16 protein-coding genes are annotated in these 17,518 nt (G+C 50.7%); 10 read left to right on the forward strand and 6 right to left on the reverse strand.

Annotated elements, in window-relative coordinates; all coding sequences use genetic code 11:
* Nucleotides 1-20 precede the first annotated feature (20 nt).
* The 5 genes from QQK89_RS04925 to QQK89_RS04945 are packed head-to-tail and all read right to left on the reverse strand — an operon-like array spanning nucleotide 21 to nucleotide 4,834.
* A complete protein-coding gene (locus QQK89_RS04925) occupies nucleotides 21-932 on the reverse strand; it encodes an aldo/keto reductase (protein ID WP_284237352.1) in 912 nt (303 codons plus the stop codon).
* Nucleotides 929-1,834: an RraA family protein gene (locus tag QQK89_RS04930; RefSeq protein ID WP_284237354.1), complete on the reverse strand. Its 906-nt coding sequence runs from the start codon at nucleotides 1,832-1,834 to the stop codon at nucleotides 929-931. The genes QQK89_RS04925 and QQK89_RS04930 overlap by 4 nt, the downstream gene beginning before the upstream one ends.
* Before the next feature lie 24 nt (nucleotides 1,835-1,858).
* A complete protein-coding gene (locus QQK89_RS04935) occupies nucleotides 1,859-3,244 on the reverse strand; it encodes a mandelate racemase/muconate lactonizing enzyme family protein (RefSeq protein WP_284237357.1) in 1,386 nt (461 codons plus the stop codon).
* A gap of 52 nt (nucleotides 3,245-3,296) precedes the next feature.
* Nucleotides 3,297-4,043: an SDR family NAD(P)-dependent oxidoreductase gene (locus QQK89_RS04940; protein WP_284237358.1), complete on the reverse strand. Its 747-nt coding sequence runs from the start codon at nucleotides 4,041-4,043 to the stop codon at nucleotides 3,297-3,299.
* The gene (locus tag QQK89_RS04945) at nucleotides 4,040-4,834 is read right to left on the reverse strand and encodes an SDR family NAD(P)-dependent oxidoreductase (RefSeq protein ID WP_284237359.1); all 795 of its coding nucleotides are present in this window, start codon (nucleotides 4,832-4,834) and stop codon (nucleotides 4,040-4,042) included. The genes QQK89_RS04940 and QQK89_RS04945 overlap by 4 nt, the downstream gene beginning before the upstream one ends.
* A gap of 250 nt (nucleotides 4,835-5,084) precedes the next feature.
* On the opposite strand from QQK89_RS04945, the gene QQK89_RS04950 reads away from it, so the two are divergent.
* The 7 genes from QQK89_RS04950 (at nucleotide 5,085) to QQK89_RS04980 (ending at nucleotide 11,996) form a co-directional block, all read left to right on the forward strand.
* Nucleotides 5,085-5,738: a GntR family transcriptional regulator gene (locus QQK89_RS04950; RefSeq protein ID WP_284237360.1), complete on the forward strand. Its 654-nt coding sequence runs from the start codon at nucleotides 5,085-5,087 to the stop codon at nucleotides 5,736-5,738.
* 49 nt (nucleotides 5,739-5,787) lie between these two features.
* Nucleotides 5,788-6,930, forward strand: a complete 1,143-nt coding sequence (locus QQK89_RS04955) for a helix-turn-helix domain-containing protein (RefSeq protein ID WP_284237362.1) — start codon at nucleotides 5,788-5,790, stop codon at nucleotides 6,928-6,930.
* A gap of 25 nt (nucleotides 6,931-6,955) precedes the next feature.
* On the forward strand, nucleotides 6,956-7,954 hold the full coding sequence (locus QQK89_RS04960) for a mannonate dehydratase (protein WP_284237363.1): 999 nt from the start codon (nucleotides 6,956-6,958) through the stop codon (nucleotides 7,952-7,954).
* Between the two features lie 180 nt (nucleotides 7,955-8,134).
* Nucleotides 8,135-9,091: a carbohydrate ABC transporter permease gene (locus QQK89_RS04965; RefSeq protein ID WP_284237365.1), complete on the forward strand. Its 957-nt coding sequence runs from the start codon at nucleotides 8,135-8,137 to the stop codon at nucleotides 9,089-9,091.
* Nucleotides 9,088-9,924, forward strand: a complete 837-nt coding sequence (locus QQK89_RS04970) for a carbohydrate ABC transporter permease (RefSeq protein ID WP_284237367.1) — start codon at nucleotides 9,088-9,090, stop codon at nucleotides 9,922-9,924. The genes QQK89_RS04965 and QQK89_RS04970 overlap by 4 nt, the downstream gene beginning before the upstream one ends.
* Nucleotides 9,925-9,962: 38 nt before the next feature.
* Nucleotides 9,963-11,291, forward strand: coding sequence for an ABC transporter substrate-binding protein (locus QQK89_RS04975; protein ID WP_284237368.1), 1,329 nt, complete (start codon nucleotides 9,963-9,965; stop codon nucleotides 11,289-11,291).
* A gap of 135 nt (nucleotides 11,292-11,426) precedes the next feature.
* Entirely contained in the window at nucleotides 11,427-11,996 is a 570-nt protein-coding gene (locus QQK89_RS04980) for an SF0329 family protein (protein ID WP_284237370.1), read from the forward strand.
* A gap of 27 nt (nucleotides 11,997-12,023) precedes the next feature.
* Here QQK89_RS04980 and QQK89_RS04985 read toward each other — a convergent pair whose 3' ends face one another.
* Complete coding sequence (locus QQK89_RS04985; protein ID WP_284237371.1) at nucleotides 12,024-12,908, reverse strand: AraC family transcriptional regulator; 885 nt, start codon at nucleotides 12,906-12,908, stop codon at nucleotides 12,024-12,026.
* A 114-nt stretch (nucleotides 12,909-13,022) separates the two neighbouring features.
* Between QQK89_RS04985 and QQK89_RS04990 the strand changes: the two genes are divergently transcribed.
* From QQK89_RS04990 to QQK89_RS05000, 3 genes are all read left to right on the forward strand, one after another.
* Complete coding sequence (locus QQK89_RS04990) at nucleotides 13,023-14,159, forward strand: glycoside hydrolase family 88 protein (protein WP_284237372.1); 1,137 nt, start codon at nucleotides 13,023-13,025, stop codon at nucleotides 14,157-14,159.
* Nucleotides 14,160-14,186: 27 nt separating this feature from the next.
* Nucleotides 14,187-15,332 (forward strand): DUF2264 domain-containing protein, encoded by a 1,146-nt coding sequence (locus QQK89_RS04995; protein ID WP_284237373.1) that lies wholly within the window; start codon nucleotides 14,187-14,189, stop codon nucleotides 15,330-15,332.
* 102 nt (nucleotides 15,333-15,434) lie between these two features.
* Entirely contained in the window at nucleotides 15,435-17,264 is a 1,830-nt protein-coding gene (locus tag QQK89_RS05000; RefSeq protein WP_284237375.1) for an FAD-dependent oxidoreductase, read from the forward strand.
* Nucleotides 17,265-17,518: the final 254 nt, after the last annotated feature.

Here is a 17,518-nt window from a genome sequence, read left to right on the forward strand (position 1 = left end):
GGCTCGTTTCTAATTTCCTGCTAAGTGGTCGCGACCGCCGATCGCCCGACGGCGTTCAGGCGCTTTTTCGCTTCCTCGTAGATGTCGCTTGGAAGCGGGCCTCGCTTGGCGTATCGGAGATTTTCCGCCAAATGGGCGGGATTCTTCGTGCCTACGATCGTTGTGGCCATGGAAGGATGGGATAAGGTGAATCGCAGCAGAAACCCGGTTCGCTGCTCGCCATGTTCCAACAAGTCGTCAAGCTTTGCTTGCTCCCAAGCGCTCCAGCGGTCTGTTGAGCCCCGCCCCGCGCCTGGTTCGCCTTGACCAACTCCCCCGCGTACAATGATGCCGGCTCCGGTATCCGCTGCTTTCGTTATCCAATTCTCGTGATCCCGTTCGAGCGCAGAGTAGGGCAATTGGAACGTATCAAACGATCTCCAGTCTACGAACGCCGGAAGATTCGGCAGGTAAGAGGATACCCCGATATAACGGGCTTTGCCGCTTGCTTGAATTTCCTTCAGCACGTCGACCAGCTCGCCTTCTTCGGCTTGCTGCACCGTTGGGCCGTGAAGCTGCAAGATGTCGACGTAATCGGTTTTCAAGCGCCGTAAGCTCGTATCAATATTATGAAGCAGCTGATCTTGCGTCCAAATATGGGAAGTCTCGTCATGAACGCCGCGGTCGGTCACGCAGCAGCCGCATTTCGTCGCCAGTATGAATTCGCTCCGGCGGTGACTGATGAAGCGACCGATGAATTCTTCGCTGCGGCCGTAATCGTAAGAGGTATCGATCATATTGATGCCGGCGTCGAGCACGCTATTCAGAATGAGAGCCGCATCCGCGTCCTCGACCGGCCGTCCGCTCCATACGCGAGGACCGCGAATTTCCATGGCGCCGTAGCTTAGTTTGGTGACCGCAAGTCCGGTACGGCCTAATATCGCTTTATTCATAACCGGACATCGCTGGAAGGCCCGCTGTTGTCATGGCGGCGCGCTTCTTCCAGCTCCTGCTCCCATGTCAGATGCCGATAAGGGGCAGCGGCCTTGTCGGAATCAAACCATTGCATGAAGTCTTGCCACATGTCCGTCGTCCAGGCGGCATCGATTTGCGCCGTCGAATACGTTTTGCTGTTCAAGCGGGCAAACCCAAACACGTCGCGGACTTGCGATTTCTCCGCATGGGTTGCCGTTAGTTCCGCTAAGTGGGCAGGGATGAAGATGACGCCTGCCGGCGTGCCAAGCACGACATCGCCCGGAAGGCAGACAGCCCGGCCGATCCGGGCAGGGACGTTCATGCCTACCATCGTGACGTCGGCAATTGCGGTCGGATCGCTGCCCCGATAGTAGACATTAATATTTTCGATCTCCACAATTTGCTGATTATCGCGTATGCCGCCCCAAATAACGGCGCCTCCGGTTTTTGTGCGGGTAGATATCGCCGTTGACAGGTTGCCGCCTACATAAGTGCCTTGATAGATTTTATCGAACATATCAATGACAACAACGTCTTCTTCTTCCAGCGAATCGATCACCCATTGGTTAAAGAAACCTCTGCGATCCTCTTGCTCATGCCCGTAATTCAGCAGCGTGTCATGCAAATCCGGGCGCTTAGGTACCATGACGGCCGTAACCGCGCGGCCAACCATGGTTTTGCTCGGATGAATGATTTTGAAATCGCCTTCGAATTGATAATGGTAACCTCTCGACCAGAGAGGACCCCATGCTTCCTCGAGCGTGATTCTGCTTAATCGGCCAAGCACGCTGGACGGCACTTTCGGCCGTCCGTCCGGGAAACGTTCGCCTTCCCACAGGGAAGAGAGTTGGATCGTATCTTCGGCATTATTAAATTTCATAGTGGACACCTCGCTATATTGGTATTAACTCCAAAGCCGGTCGTTGGACCAATAACCGTTCCATTCGTCTGTAGGGAGCCATAGTCCGGGAATTTCCGGATGCAGATGCTCTGCGATCACTTCGTCATTAAGCGCTTCGATGCCAAGACCCGGCGCGTCAGGGACTTGGATGAATCCGTTTTGGACGAGAGGTTTCGGAAGTTTGCTCACAATCAGATCATCCCACCACTCCACGTCGACGGAATGGAACTCGAGCGCCAGGAAATTTTCCGTGGCGGCTGCGGCATGGACGGCTGCCAGGCAGGCGATTGGGCTCTCGGCCATATGGATAGCCATCGCGACGCCATAATCCTGGGCCATGTCGCCGATTTTTTTCGTTTCCAGAATGCCTCCGGTCGTCAGCACGTCGGGATGGATGACGGATACGCCTCCGGATTCCAGCAAAGGCTTGAAGTTTTCTTTGAGATAGATATCTTCTCCGGTGCAGATTGGCGTCGTTACCATACTCGCGAGCTGCGCATATTGATTCGTGTATTGCCACGGGATCATGTCTTCCATCCAAGCCAGATTGTATTTCTCGATGCGTTTGCCAAGCTTAATGCAATCCTGCAAGCCGATGTGACCGAAATGGTCTACGGCAAGAGGGACCTCGTAACCAACGACCATACGAACGTCGGCAACGTATTGCTCCAGCATGTCGAGACCTTTCTCCGTCACATGAATACCCGTGAAAGGATGGGCGACGTTATAAATATCGTAATGGCGGTTTCGTATATCGCGCAGTTCATGCTCCGAGTAGTTCGATTGCTTCCGGGAATACCAGGCTTTGGACCGTGTTTTCATTTCTTCCAGAAAACCAAGCGGGGCGCTTAACGCACCGGGCTCATGAATAATCTGATTGATGCCAAGATCCATCTTCAGGAAGGTATAGCCTTGTTCCATCCTTTTTTGCAGCGCTAACCCCATGGCTTTGCCCGTATCTTTGCCATCAACGTCGGTATCGCAATACATGCGGATTTGGTCGCGGAATTTGCCCCCAAGCATCTGGTAGATTGGCATGCCGTAAGCTTTGCCGGCAATATCCCATAGGGCAATCTCAATGCCGCTGACTCCGCCGCCTTGCCGGGAATGTCCGCCGAATTGCTTGATTCTGCGGAACAGCTTGTCGATATTGCAGGGGTTTTCGCCAAGAAGCCTGCTTTTGAGCTGAAGGGCAAACTGTTTGTCGGCGCCGTCGCGCACTTCGCCGAAACCAACGATGCCTTGATTCGTGAACACTTTAATCAAGCTGCAATGCATGGGAGCGCCTGCGATATCGGCAAAACGAATGTCGGTGATCCGAAGCTCTGAAGGCTTGGAGTAAGTATTTACATAAGCTAACGTATTTTCATAGGTTTCCTGTTGAGTCACGGGCATGGCTCCTTTACGTTAATTCGTATTTTGATAGATTCGGAAAATAGCGTTATAGCAACATGCTTGCACCATCCAACCGGATAGTGGAGCCTGACATAAACGAAGTTTCGCCCGAGGCTAGATAACAGGCGAGTGAAGCAACGTCCGCTGGAAGTCCGACGCGTCCAAGCGGGAATTTTTTGCGGCTCGGGTTCTTATGCGAGCTCTTAAACTTACCCACGTCGATGGCGCCGGGGGCGATCGTATTGACTGTAATGCCATATCGCGCGAGCTCTATGGCGCTTTCTCTGCCGAGCATCTTGATGCCGCCTTTCGACATGCAGTAGACGGGGTCGAAGTCGGTAGGTCTTTTGCCATGGACAGAGGAGATCTGAATGATGCGGCCGTAATTTTGTTGCTTCATATAAGGGATCACAGCTTGCATGCATTGCCAGTACCCCTTGAGATTGATGTTCATGACGCTGTCGTATTGTTCTTCCGTATAGGCAAACCAATCGACGTTCAGCTGCAGCGCGGCATTGTTGACCAGAATATCGACACCGCCTAGTTCGGCCGCTACGTTATCGACCATGCGGGTAATTTGATCCCGAACGGCGACGTCGGCTTGCACGGTCATGCATAATCCGCCAAACTCCTCGATTCGAAGCTTCGTGTCAATGGCTCCCGCGTCGCTGGAATGGTAGTGGATCGCAACCTTCGCGCCGCGCCTGGCAAGCTCGCAGGCAATGCCTTTGCCGATGCCCGTTCCAGCTCCGGTGACGAGTGCCGTTTTTCCCAATAAAGTTTGGCTCGTCATAAACGCGTCTCCCCCTCGGAGGGCTTGTTCATGCGGTGATCCATATAATGCAGGAGAAAGCCGCCGTCGAGCCGGATATCCGCTCCATTCAAATAACCGGACTGCTCCCCGGCAAGGAAGAAGGCAAGCTCCGCCAGATCGTTAACCGTTCCGAGCTTTGCGGCAGGTACTTTGTAACGGTAATCGTCGTAAAGTCCCGAGAGATGACTATGAAAAACAAGGTCAGCACCTTCGACTGGCCCCATCTCAATGGTATTGACGCGAATACCGAACCGACCGAGAAACAAGGCGGCTTCATGGGCTAGCATCTTCACCGCGCCTTGCGAAGCGCTATAAGCGAAGGAGGAACCGGTAGGTTTCTCGCTATGAATGGAGCCAGCAAAGATGAAGTTTCCGCTGCGGCGTTCGGCCATCCGTTTACCAAACGCTTGCGTGCAGAAGAAGGCGGACTTGGCGTTTCGCTGCATGATTTCGACAAAATCCGGTTCTTCGCAGCTTTCGACACTAGCAGGTCTTATGGCGCAGCAATTATGAATCATGACATCGACGGGCCCAAGCCCATTCTCGGCCTCATCCAGCATCGCCGACAAGTCTCGGCTGCTGCATAGATCGGCATGGGTAACGAGCACTTTCGAGCCAGAGGTCTTGCAAGAAGCCAATACCTTTTCCCATTCCCCGTCATCTTGCCGACTGTTTAGAATCAGATCCATACCGCCTTGACTGAATCTTGCGATTAAGCCCTCGCCGGACCAGCTGTCGGCATCCGCGATGAACACTACTTTCCTGGGCAACCCGTGTACACCTCCTCATGAATCATGGATTCCTCCGGTACTCGATTTTGCGATACATGACCATCTTAACGATCGATTGAAACGTAAAGCGATACCGTAAAATTATGATTTTGTTTGTTTTTTTACGGTCAGTAATTGGGAATGTAAGCGTTTATTTTTTTTCTTGACATTCCCACTCGAAGCGACTAGCATCTAATTATCGATTATCGATAATCCCTTATTTTCCCAAATTAGAAGGTGGTGATAGCCCGTGTCCATCCGAACAGCCAGTTCCGAACACAGTCCCATTTCACTTAGCGAGCATGTCTACATCTCCTTGAAAAAGCAGATTATGAAGGGTGAACTGCTGCCCGGACACCGCATGATCGTACTGGATATTGCCAAGCAATTCAGCGTCAGCCAAGCGCCGGTCAGAGAAGCGCTCGAGAGGCTGAAGCAAGAAGGATTCATCGTTGGCAAAATGAATAAAGGGTCGGTCGTATCCGAGATTACCGCCCAGGAAATACGGGACATTTATGAGCTGAGGCAGATGGTAGAGGGTCAAGCGCTTCGCGCCATGATGAAGGTGCTGGAGGATAAGGATATTGTTTATCTGGAAGGCGTCATTAACGGCATGCGGGAAGCTATCGATCAAGGTGATCCGCACCGGCTCGTCGAGCTGGACATGCTCTTTCACGGTTATTTTTATTTGCGCAGCGGCAATAAGCTACTGTACGACATTTGGACCAGCATCAAAACCAAAATTATGCGCTTTATTACCGTTACGAACAAGGATCATCCCGGTTATTCCCTTTCCGACGCCCATACCGAACTATTGGATCTGATTAAATCGGGCGACGTTGAGCTGTCGGAAACGAATCTGATCAGGGGATTTGATTTCTACAAAAATTACACCGGAGAGTAACTCGTGGGCTTAGTTACTTAATTCATCCTTTCTCAAGAGAGGAGTTCCGATGATGAAGCAAGCGGTAATGGTTCGTGCCGGAACGCTGGGCGACCTGCTCTCTGGCACAGCCGGCAATTTGAAGAGAAGCCTGGAAGACAGCGGGCATCACGCTTATTATGCTTACCCGGCAATAGCTTTGTTTAGCGTTAATACCGCAGCGATGGATTTATGGTCCGGGAGGAACGCTTTCGACGAACTGTATGCCGTTATTAAGCGTTACGGACCTGGCAATACGGCTGTCCTACCGGATGACAAAGGGCATGTCGGCGTTATTTTCTCATGGGACAACCGCGACTCCATAATCGAATTACATAGCAAGATTTGCAGCCACGAATACCGTTTAAACCCTCAACTTGTCACGCTAGGCATTAGCAATCCTGTTTCGCATCTATCTGATCTGCATCACGGATACGAACAAGCCCTCCACGCCATGCAGCACCGATTCTACCAAAATCATTCACAACCGGTTTATTTCAGCAGCATTACCGAATATGCAAGAGATACGGAATACCCGAAAGAGATGGAGGATGAGCTCCTCCATCTGCTAATTGAACATTCGATTACGAAATCAGTGGCAATACGGCAAGCAGTGGAAGGCTTTTATGAGGCCTTAACCAAGAGCGGTCCGCTGCCGGTCAATAAAGTTGTTGACGCAACGCTTCAGCTCTTGGTCAGCCTGCAGCTTCGGCTCAAGTCCGCCCTAGGCCAGCCCCATTTGTGCAGCACGCCCGACATTACGGCGCTCATGCAGCTGCAGTCGCTTGCGGGAATGAAAGACAAAGTATGCGAAGCCATTAACGGAATGGAGGGGACGCCCTACGCATCTGACAGCCTTAATCGCAATTTAATTAAGAAAGCGGTTACATTAATGGAGGAGGAATATGATCGGGCATCGCTTCATTACGTGGCGGAGAAAGTGTTTATAACTCCTGCCTACTTAAGCGCTTTATTCAAGTCGAAAATGGGCGTTACGTTTATCGAGCATCTGACCTGCATCCGGATTTCGAACGCCAAAAAGCTGCTTAAGCAAACCCATTTGAAAAATTATGAGGTCGCGGAACGAGTTGGTTATAACGACTCTCGTTACTTTAGTCAAATTTTCAAAAAGAAGGTAGGTTTGTCGCCAAGCGATTACCGCGACGCGAATTAATAAAACAAAAGGAGTGTGTTTTGTTATGAAATTAGCCGAATTTTTCACTTCCCATCCCAATCAGCTATGGCATTTGGCCAAGCAGATGGGCGTTGATTACGCCGTTGGTCCGCTGCCTAAGGAAGAGAACGGCATGAAGCCTTGGGATTACATGAATCTGCTGCATATGAAACAGCGTTACGAGAATCATGGCATTGAGCTGCTTGTAATCGAATCGGCGCCGCCGACGAACAAGATCAAGCTGGGTCTGCCCGGGCGCGATGAAGAGATTGAATGGATGGGGCAGCTGATCACGAATATGGGGGCTCTAGGTATTCCCGTCTTATGCTACAATTTCATGGCTCAATTCAATTGGTTCCGTACATCGACCACAACGCGTACCCGCGGCGGAGCGCTTGTGTCCAGCTATAATCATTCCTTGATGCAAAGCGCACCGCTTACGGAAGCGGGCATCGTTACGGAGGAACAATTGTGGGACAATCTTCGTTATTACTTGGAACGAATCGTGCCGATTGCCGAGAAAGCCAAAGTCAAGCTGGCATTGCATCCCGACGATCCGCCGATTAGCCCGATCCGCGGCGTATCGCGTATTCTTCGAAGCGCGGAGGCGCTGCAGCGCGCGATTGATCTTGTTCCGAGCGAATACAGCGGAATTACCCTGTGCCAAGGTACGCTTGCGACCGCGGGAGAGCATATCCCGGATGTCATCCGCCATTTCGCGCGTCAAGACAAGCTCTTTTTCGTTCATTTCCGGGATGTGGTCGGAACGCCGGACAACTTCCGGGAGACGTTCCATGATGACGGCCAGACCGATATGTACGAAGCGATGAAAGCTTATTATGAAGTTGGGTTTGACGGTCCTTCGAGACCCGACCACGTGCCGACGATGGAAGGGGAAGACAACGCGAATCCCGGGTACGAGACGCTTGGGCGCCTGTATGGCGTAGGATATATTAAGGGCTTGATGGAGGCTGCGGCGGCGGAGAAGAAGTCGCCTGCCAAGCCGGAGCTTAAGATCGGTTAAATAGAGAAGCTATGCATGCTGCGGCTGCATAGCTTCTTTTTTTATGCCTGAAATCTGTTCGGGACGCTCTTCAAGAGTGTAAAAAAACAAACCAATTCATAATTCTATCGCATGTACACATGTAAGCGATTTCAATAAAATGAGCCTTATAGACGCCGCTGAAAGGGGGATGACCGCAAGATGAAAGCTGAAGCTGTACATAAGCCGGCGGCCGCAAGGCTGCGATTGACGAAGAAAAAGGCCAAAAGCTCCAACCGGAACAATCTGGCAGGGTATATTTTTATTTCGCCGTGGCTGCTTGGGTTTCTACTGCTTACGGTATGGCCGATCATCCAGTCGTTTTATTTGTCCTTTACGGAGTATTCGCTGCTTGAAGCCCCGACCTGGACCGGAACGCAAAACTACGCCAACATTTTCAAGAACGATACCGATTTTACGACATCGCTCAAGGTAACCTTCATTTTCGTTTTGTTTTCTGTTCCGCTGAAGTTGTTCTTCTCTTTAATGGTTGCCATGATGCTGAACAAAAATTTGAAGGGCATGAATCTATACCGGACGGCCATTTATTTCCCCTCTCTCATTGGCGGAAGCATAGCCGTAGCGGCACTGTGGCGCAATATGTTCAACCTTAACGGTTATTTCAACCATGTGCTTTCCTGGTTCGGCATTCAAGGGGTCGGATGGATCACGAATCCGCATACTTCGCTCGCAACGCTGATTTTGCTCAATACATGGCAATTCGGCTCTACAATGGTTATTTTCCTAGCCGGCTTGAAGCAAATCCCTAACGAATTGTATGAGTCTGCGTCGGTTGACGGCGCATCGAAGGTGAGGAAGTTTTTCCACATTACGCTTCCGATGCTGTCGCCGGTCATGTTTTTCAATCTGGTGCTTGGCATTATCGGTTCCTTCCAGACGTTCACCGCCGCGTTTATCGTAACGCAGGGGGGGCCGATCAACTCGACCTACATGTACGCGCTGTTCCTCTACGACAAGGCGTTTAAGCATTATCAAATGGGCTATGCATCCGCGCTTGCTTGGATTCTGCTAGTAATCGTAGCGCTGATGACGGCGATCAACTTCCTGGTATCGCGTTACTGGGTATTCTACGAGACGGACGGAGGGAAGCAAAAATGATCAAAACGCTAAAAAACAATAAAGTATCCAACCATTTGATGCTGATTGTATTCTCTCTCTTGATGCTGTATCCGGTTATCTGGTGGGTGGGAGCTTCGCTTAAAACGACGGCGGAGATGAGCTCGCCTTCCATCTGGCCTTCAACGCCGATTTGGGAAAATTACACGAAAGGCTGGCAATTCTCGCCCGAATTTACGTTTGGCCGTTTCTTCGGCAACACGCTCCTTATGGAGCTGTGGAACGTTGTTGGCGGCGTTCTCACTAGCGCAATTGTCGCTTACGGTTTTGCGCGCATTAACTTCAAGTTCCGCGGAGCGTTATTTTCGATTCTATTGCTGACGATGATGCTGCCGGGGCAAGTGACGATTGTGCCGCAATACATTCTCTACAATAAGCTGCAGCTGATGGACAGCTACATTCCGTTAATTCTCCCGCATTTTTTTGGCGGCGGCGCATTCTTTATCTTTTTGCTCGTGCAATTCATAAGAGGCATCCCGCGGGAATTGGACGAGGCTGCCAAAATCGACGGTTCGTCGGTCTACGGCATTTTCTACAGAATTGTATTGCCGCTCATTAAACCCGCGCTGGTGACGGTGGCGATCTTCACGTTCATCTGGAGCTGGGACGATTTCTTCGCGCAAATGCTGTACTTGAACTCGGTAGGCAAGTTTACGGTTGGACTGGCGCTGCGCATGTACGTGGATCAGTTCGAAATTCAATGGGGCAGGCTGCTTGCGATGTCGCTGTTATCGGTTGTGCCGTCCGTCGTGTTGTTCTTCTTCGCGCAGAAGCAATTCGTCGAGGGGATCGCAACAACGGGCTTAAAAGGATAAGCGCATGAGACCAAATCCGAAATAAAGGGGAAATGAGAATGAAGCGCAAACTATACAAAGGATTAACTTTAGTGATGCTTGCGGCGACGCTTGGTTTGACGGCCTGCGGGAACGGAGGAGCTAACAACGGGCAGTCGAATGCCGAAGGCAAAAGCAACAATAGCGATCCTAACGCTCCGGTGAAGCTCAAGATTATGTGGCAAGGGGCGGATATCCGGCATCAGGCGATGCTGAAGACGCAAGAAGTGTACACGGGCTTAAATCCATCGGTCACTTTCTCGCCTGAATATATGGCATGGGATGATTATTGGAAAAAACTTCCGACGTTAGCCGCTTCCCATTCGCTGCCGGATGTCCTTCATATGGACGGGGCATACATCCAAGAGTATGCGACGAGAGGTACGCTGGAGGATTTATCGGATATCGATCTCACCGGCGTTATTGACGAGAAGACATTGGATAATTTGAAAATAAACGGCAAGCTGTACGGTATTCCGATCAGCCGCAACGCGCAAGGCATGGCGTATAACAAAGAAGCGCTGGAGGCGGCCGGCATCGAGCTGCCGAAGAAAGACTGGACGTGGGACGAGTTTTTCGATTTTGCGAGAAATGCCCGCGCCAAATTGCCGGAAGGCGTCTATCCGATCAGCGACACGGATACATGGGACTTCTACGAGTATTATCAGATGGGATATGGCAAAGGTACGATCATCCAAGAGGATGGCAAGAAGTTTAATCTGGACAAAGATTTGTTCATGAAGTTTTACGGCATATTCGCGGAATTCCGCGACAAGAAAATCGTTCCTCCCGCGGACATGGTCAGCGCGTTCAAGGAGAATGATCCGCAAGCGGACCCGATGGCCAGCGGCAAAGTGATGACCCGGGGCGCAACCGTTGGATCGGTAGGGGCGCTTGAACAGCTGATGCCTGGGAAAATAGACGTGGTTAACCTTCCGGTGGGGCCGGAAGGCGGCGGTTGGGCACAGCCGACCATCTTCTTAAGCGTAAGCACGGATTCCAAACATAAGGACGCGGCCAAAGCATTCATTAAATGGTTTGTTACGGATAAAAAAGCCGGCGAAACGTATGGCACAAACTTCGGCATTCCGATCTACGACGACGTATATAACGCGATTGAACCTAGCTTGGCTCCGAAGGAGAAGCTGGGCAAGAAGCTGTACGATACGGCGAAGGATAAAGCATTGCCGTTCTCCCCGGCGGCGGCAGGGTGGACGGAGTGGGTAGACAACTACAAGAAAACGATGGATGCCGTATTATTCGGCCAGAAATCGCTCGAAGAAGCTTATAATGATATATCCAAATCAGGCAATGCTCTCGCTGAGAAGCTAAGTAAAAGCAGCAAATAAACGTTATTCAAATGCAAATGCTAATAAGGCGGCGACCTTCCAATAGGTGCGTCGCCTTTTTATGTTGCGTTCGTTATTGTATGATAGAAGGACTGCCATAATGGCGTTTATTGTTATAGAACATAGGGGGATGACATGTCCTGGAGCAAATTGAAGCAACAACTGGATAGTTTTCTAAGTCCTGCGTTAGTCGGGAGAGTCGAATATGTGGGCACCAGTTACCGGTATTTACCCGACAAAGCGGGACTCAGTTATATGGCGGTAGATAAGAAGAAAGTATTCAATATGACGGATGCGACAACTTTCATTAAATGGTACCAGTCCGAAATGGAAATCAAAAATGATCCCAATCTTCATATCCCGATCAGCGAGGAAGACATCGAAGCGGTTAGAAAAACGACCAATGGACAAGTCCCGGAGGACCGTCTAAAGGTCATGGCAAGAGGCAGAAAAACCGGTGATCTTGCCAAGGAGCTATTATCCGCGCAGACCGCATTAAGCAAGTCAAACTTTACGGTTGCGGCCAATAGGTTCTTATCCGGGCCAATCGAGGAAAGCTTGGAGAGCAAAGACATTTTATTGAACATTCTTGCATTGATAGACCGCCGAGTCGGCAAAAAGCGGATTCTTAACATGCGCGATACGATTAAGCTTAAGCATCCGATTGTTCAGTATTTCTATGAGCTGCGGGTAAGCACAATGTGAATAGGTAGAACAAGAAGACAATTCTCCTCAAGAATCGGAAGAGAATTGTCTTTTTATTGCCTGTCGATAGCTGCCCGGCGTTACGCCTTTATGCTTTTTGAATAGTTGAGAGAAATACGGGGCGCTAAAGTCTCCGATCACGCGGCCAATCTCATTAATGGAGCAATCTGTATTCTCGAGCAGAGTACATGCTTCGCGAACCCGCCTGCCGCTTACATAATCGGAGATCGTCATGCCGGTCTGCTGCTTGAATAAGTGTGAAATATGGTAAGGGGATAAATGAAGTTCTTGGGATAACGTCTCCAAAGTGACGGGCTGGCGGAAATGCGCTTCAATCCAGTCGAGTATACGCTCAACGTGGCTGGCGGTTTTGGACATAGCTAGCGGTGTTTCATCCAATTCAAATACATGCAATTGAAGATGCTTAAGCACGGAGAACAGGAAGAGCACCCGATCCTCGACGCTAGGTTCGCCGCCCGCAAAAGTTCTCAACTTTTCATAGTCGAACAATAAATGAGCGAAAGTCAGATCTTCATGAAAGGCAAAGACTTGACGCTTGAGTGAGCCGCTTATCAAGTGCTGCAGGAAAGCTTGCAATTTAGGATACGGCTGCAGGTAAGGGTCCAATATGCGCGGATTAAACGTTAGGTTTGTTCGAATATAGGTGGATCCTTCGATCATAGGAACATCCACTTTATGCAATTGGTAGGGTTGGAAACAAAACAACGTATTATTTACAAGCTCGTATGGCTGGTTATCCAGCGTTACCGTACCTGTTCCTTCATGGACATACAGGAGTTCAATTCCCTGGTGGGCATGAAGCATCAGCCAGTTCTCGCTATTCGTCTCATATCTGGCATTTAAGAGAAAGGCATTGGCTCCAAGGTCATACGGCTCAACGATTGCTGGCATAGGGCGCACCTCCGAGCAATGGATAATCGCAATTCAGCTACATTATATCACAACCTTTCTAAAGTCTTCGGCATTTATAATGAGGCTGTAATTCCATTTGGGAGGGGTCGGACGATGTATAAGAAGGCGATCGAACAGGCACTGCAAACAACAAAGGCGAATATTGAACGAGAACGGTTTGGAGACAAGTTTCCACATGTGGGCATAAATAGCAGCAACCAATATGAGTTAATAGAGAATGAAGGATGGACGGAAGGTTTCTGGCCGGGGATTCTATGGCTAAGTTACGAGTATTCGGGCAATGGCATTTACCGGGAGGCGGCGGTCAAGACTGTCAATAGTCTCCGGAATAGACTTCAGAATAATTGGAGTTTGGATCATCACGACATCGGTTTCCTGTATTCCTTGTCCTCCAAAGCCCAATGGATCGTTGAGGGGAACGAGGACGCCAGACAGGCTGCCATTCAAGCTGCCGACGTGCTGATGAAGCGTTGGCGCGGGAACATGAATATTTTGCAGGCGTGGGGAAGAGAAGGAGACCCGGATAATGGTGGCCGTATAATTATTGACTGCTTGATGAATTTGCCGCTGCTCCATTGGGCTTACAAGCAGACCGGGAATGAGTCTTATCGGGAGGTTGCGGACAAACATACGGAAGCCAGCCGACGGTATCTTGTACGCGGTGACGATTCCTCTTATCATACGTTTTGGTTTGATCCTGCTACTGGCGACTCCCACCGCGGGGGAACGCATCAAGGTTATAAAGACGGATCGACCTGGACTCGCGGACAAGCATGGGGCATTTATGGTTTTGCTCTAGCCTATCGTTATCTGCAGAAGCCCGAGTATTTGGAGACGGCCAAACGGCTTGCGGTTTATTTTGCGGATCGTATCCCGGAGGACGGCGTCGTGTATTGGGACTTTGATGCCCCTCAAGTGCCGGAGACAAAAAGGGATAGTTCGGCGTCTGCCATCGCCGCTTGCGGAATGCTGGAAGTGTGCGGATTCTTATCGGACAGCGATCCGGCGTACAACAAATTGATGCAGGCGGTGAACCGTTCCATAGAGGGGCTTGCAAACGATTACTCGACCAAAGAGGAAGACGGTGCGGAGGGCTTATTGAACCGCGGGTCTTATTCCGTGCGTTCGGGCAGTTCGCCGGATGATTATACGATATGGGGCGATTACTTCTACCTCGAAGCTTTGATGCGGCTTGAGAAGGGCATTCCGGGATATTGGTATGAGCGGTAATCGTTGAAGCGGGAGGATGTTGCGAGGATGGATAATGTCAAGAAGGATCGGGAGCAATGGTTAACTTGGATGCTGCGGATCGGCAAGCCGGTATTGGAAGCGTTGGCCGAGCGCAAGCTCAAAGAACGGATGCCCGTTCAAGATAAATCCGGCGATCGCAGCGAATATGCCTACTTGGAAGCATTGGGACGATTGTTGACAGGAATGGCTCCTTGGCTGGAACGGACGGGGTTAACGGGTGAGGAAGAGGAGCAACGGAGTGCTATGGCGCAATTGGCAAGAGAAGCTATTGACGCTGCGACTGACTCCGATTCTCCGGACTTTATGAATTTTGCGAGTGGTCATCAACCGATTGTAGATGCTGCTTTCCTGTCTCACGCGCTTATTCGTGCACCGAAAGAGCTGCTAAGTAAATTGGATCCGCGGGTTAAACAAAATGTCATTCGTTGTTTGAAGGCTACAAGATCCAGAAAGCCGGCTTATAACAACTGGCTCTTGTTTGCGGCAACAACGGAAACCGCCTTGTATTTGCTGGATGAGGATTGGGATCCGATGCGCATCGATTATGCCCTGAGAAAACATCAGGAATGGTATTTGGGTGACGGGGTTTATGGAGATGGACCGGCGTTTCATTGGGACTACTATAACGGATTTGTCATTCAACCGATGCTGGTTGATGTTGTCCGGACAATAGGCGCGGAAATACCGGAATGGGAGTCGTTAACGGCAACGGTTATTAAGCGGGCTTCGCGCCATGCCGCCCAGCAGGAGAGGCTTATATCGCCAGAGGGGACTTTTCCTCCGATAGGCCGTTCTTTGGCTTATCGTTTCGGTGCCTTTCAATTGCTGTCGCAGGCAGCTCTTCAGGAATGGCTCCCTGAGGAGATAACGCCTAATCAAGTGCGTTGCGCGCTGACGCTCGTCATCCGCCGGATGATCGAGCAGCCGGGAACGTTTGACGAGAACGGTTGGCTGCGCATAGGCTTTTGCGGCGATCAGGAAGAGATTGGGGAAGGGTACATTTCGACTGGGAGTTTGTATTTATGCGCAGCGGTATTCCTGCCTCTTGGTCTGACTCCGGAGCATCCCTTCTGGCATGGGGAAGCGGATTGGACTTCCAAGAAAGCGTGGTCTGGAATGCCTTTCCCGATTGACAAAGCGATTCAAGGTTAAGGGTCAAAATAATACACGTCATCGAGTAGGAAAGCTATACCGTGATTCCCGTTTTCCCTTGCTACAATAGGGTCACATGTTGTAGACAGGAGGATCTTTCAAATGAGTGCTGAGAAGCTTGTACATATGGATACCGATATTTTGGTTGCTGGCGGAGGAATTTCGGGGGTGGCCGCGGCACTTGCTGCGGCGCGCAATGGAGCGAAGGTTGTACTGGTACAGGACCGGTCTGTCCTTGGCGGCAATGCCTCTTCGGAAATCAGGATGCACATTGTTGGGGCGGCCAACTCCAAACGGGGGAAGGAACTTGAGACGGAAGCAAGGGAAGGCGGCATTCTTGAGGAGATTCTGCTGGAGAATGCCGTCCGCAACACGCAGCGGAGCGCTTCCATGTTCGACTTGATTCTGTACGAGAAATGCAGGGCGGAATCCAATCTGACGCTATTGCTCAATACAACGCTGATCGGCGTGGATATGGAAGGGAAGCGGATTAAATCCGCGCTTGCTGCCCGGGAGAGCACCGAGCATCTGTTCCGAATCAACGCCAGCATCTATATCGATTGCACGGGAGACGGCAGACTTGGCAAGGAAGCGGGCGCTCTCTACAAAACCGGCCGCGAAGCGTCCGGGGAATACGAGGAGACATTAGCCCGCGAACGGGGAGATGATTACCGGCTTGGCTCGTCTCTGCTGTTTACGACCCGCGATATGGGTCGCCCTATGCGTTTCGCTCCGCCGCCATGGGCGAAGAAGTTTACGGAAGAAGACTTGAAATTCCGCAACCACAGTACATGGGAATATGGCTATTGGTGGGTAGAGTTTGGCGGCATGATGGATACGATTGCGGATAATGAATTCATACGGGATGAACTGTTAGGTATCATGCTTGGCGTATGGGACCATATCAAGAATAGCGGCAACCATCCGGAATCGGACAATTGGGCGCTGGATTGGTTCGGTTTTGTTCCGGGCAAACGGGAGTCAAGGAGATTTCTCGGGAAATATTTGCTGACGCAGAGGGACTTGGAGCAAGCGACACTATTTGAAGATGTCATTGCTTTCGGAGGCTGGCCGATGGATACCCATCCGCCGGAAGGGATTGACGCGAAGGATCGGGATCCCGCCCATCAGCCGTTTAGTCCGTATGTATACGGCATTCCGCTTCGCGCGTTAATTAGCGCCAATGTAGAAAACCTGATGTTCGCGGGACGCAACATCTCCGCAACGCATATTGCTTTTTCGAGCACGCGTGTAATGGGAACTTGTGCCGTTATGGGGCAAGGAGCAGGAACGGCTGCCGCTTTAGCTATTCGTGAAGAGGATCACCTCCATGATTTATCCCGGGACGGTGAGTTCTTGAAGAACGTTCAACAGCAATTATTATTGCAAGACGCTTATTTGCCAGGAGTTGCACCGTTACAGGATAATTTGGGCGCAGCTGCCAATATTCGAGCTTCTTCCGAACAGCAGGATGGCCATGCGGTTAACGTCATTGACGGGCATACGCGTGCTATGCATGGAGCGGGTGGCGTACAGTCGGAGTTAGCTGTCCCTGGAACGCACCGCTGGATGTCTGAAGCCTCCGATCCTGCACCCTGGATCGAGCTGGAGTGGGAATCGCCAGTGTCCATTAAGGAAATCGTTATCGTATTCGACACCGGCATGCATCGCCGATTAACGTTAACCCACTCGGACGAGGTGTTAAGGTTGTTCGAGTGGAGAGCGCAACCGGAGACGGTGAAGGACTTCCGGGTAACGGCAACGTTCGCGGATTGCGATCGAGTACCGCAAGAAGTTGTATCTGTCCGCGATAATTACCAGCGGCAGCTTGTGTTCAAAGTGAGCCTGGACGATGTTCGTAAACTTCGATTTGACATTGAAGGTACCAACGGCTTGGATCACGCCCGTATCTTCCAAATTAACTGTTATTAATGAGGAGAGGCCAACCGAATCTATCGGTTGGCCTCTTTGAATTGGTAGCCTGTACGGATCGAATACCGACAGCATTTAATGAACGGAGAACCTACTCAACACAACCCAAGAAGCAGCCGGCGAATCGCAGCTGTTTCTTTTAATAAGCCATTGAGAAAAAATGGTTTTATAAAAACAGTCAGTAATCCTACAGAGAACGCGGAATAGAATAAAGCAAATACGGGCATCCACATGCTTAGTTCGAACAATGCATG

This window comes from Paenibacillus glycanilyticus (assembly GCF_030161375.1).
GTDB lineage: Bacteria > Bacillota > Bacilli > Paenibacillales > Paenibacillaceae > Pristimantibacillus > Pristimantibacillus glycanilyticus_B.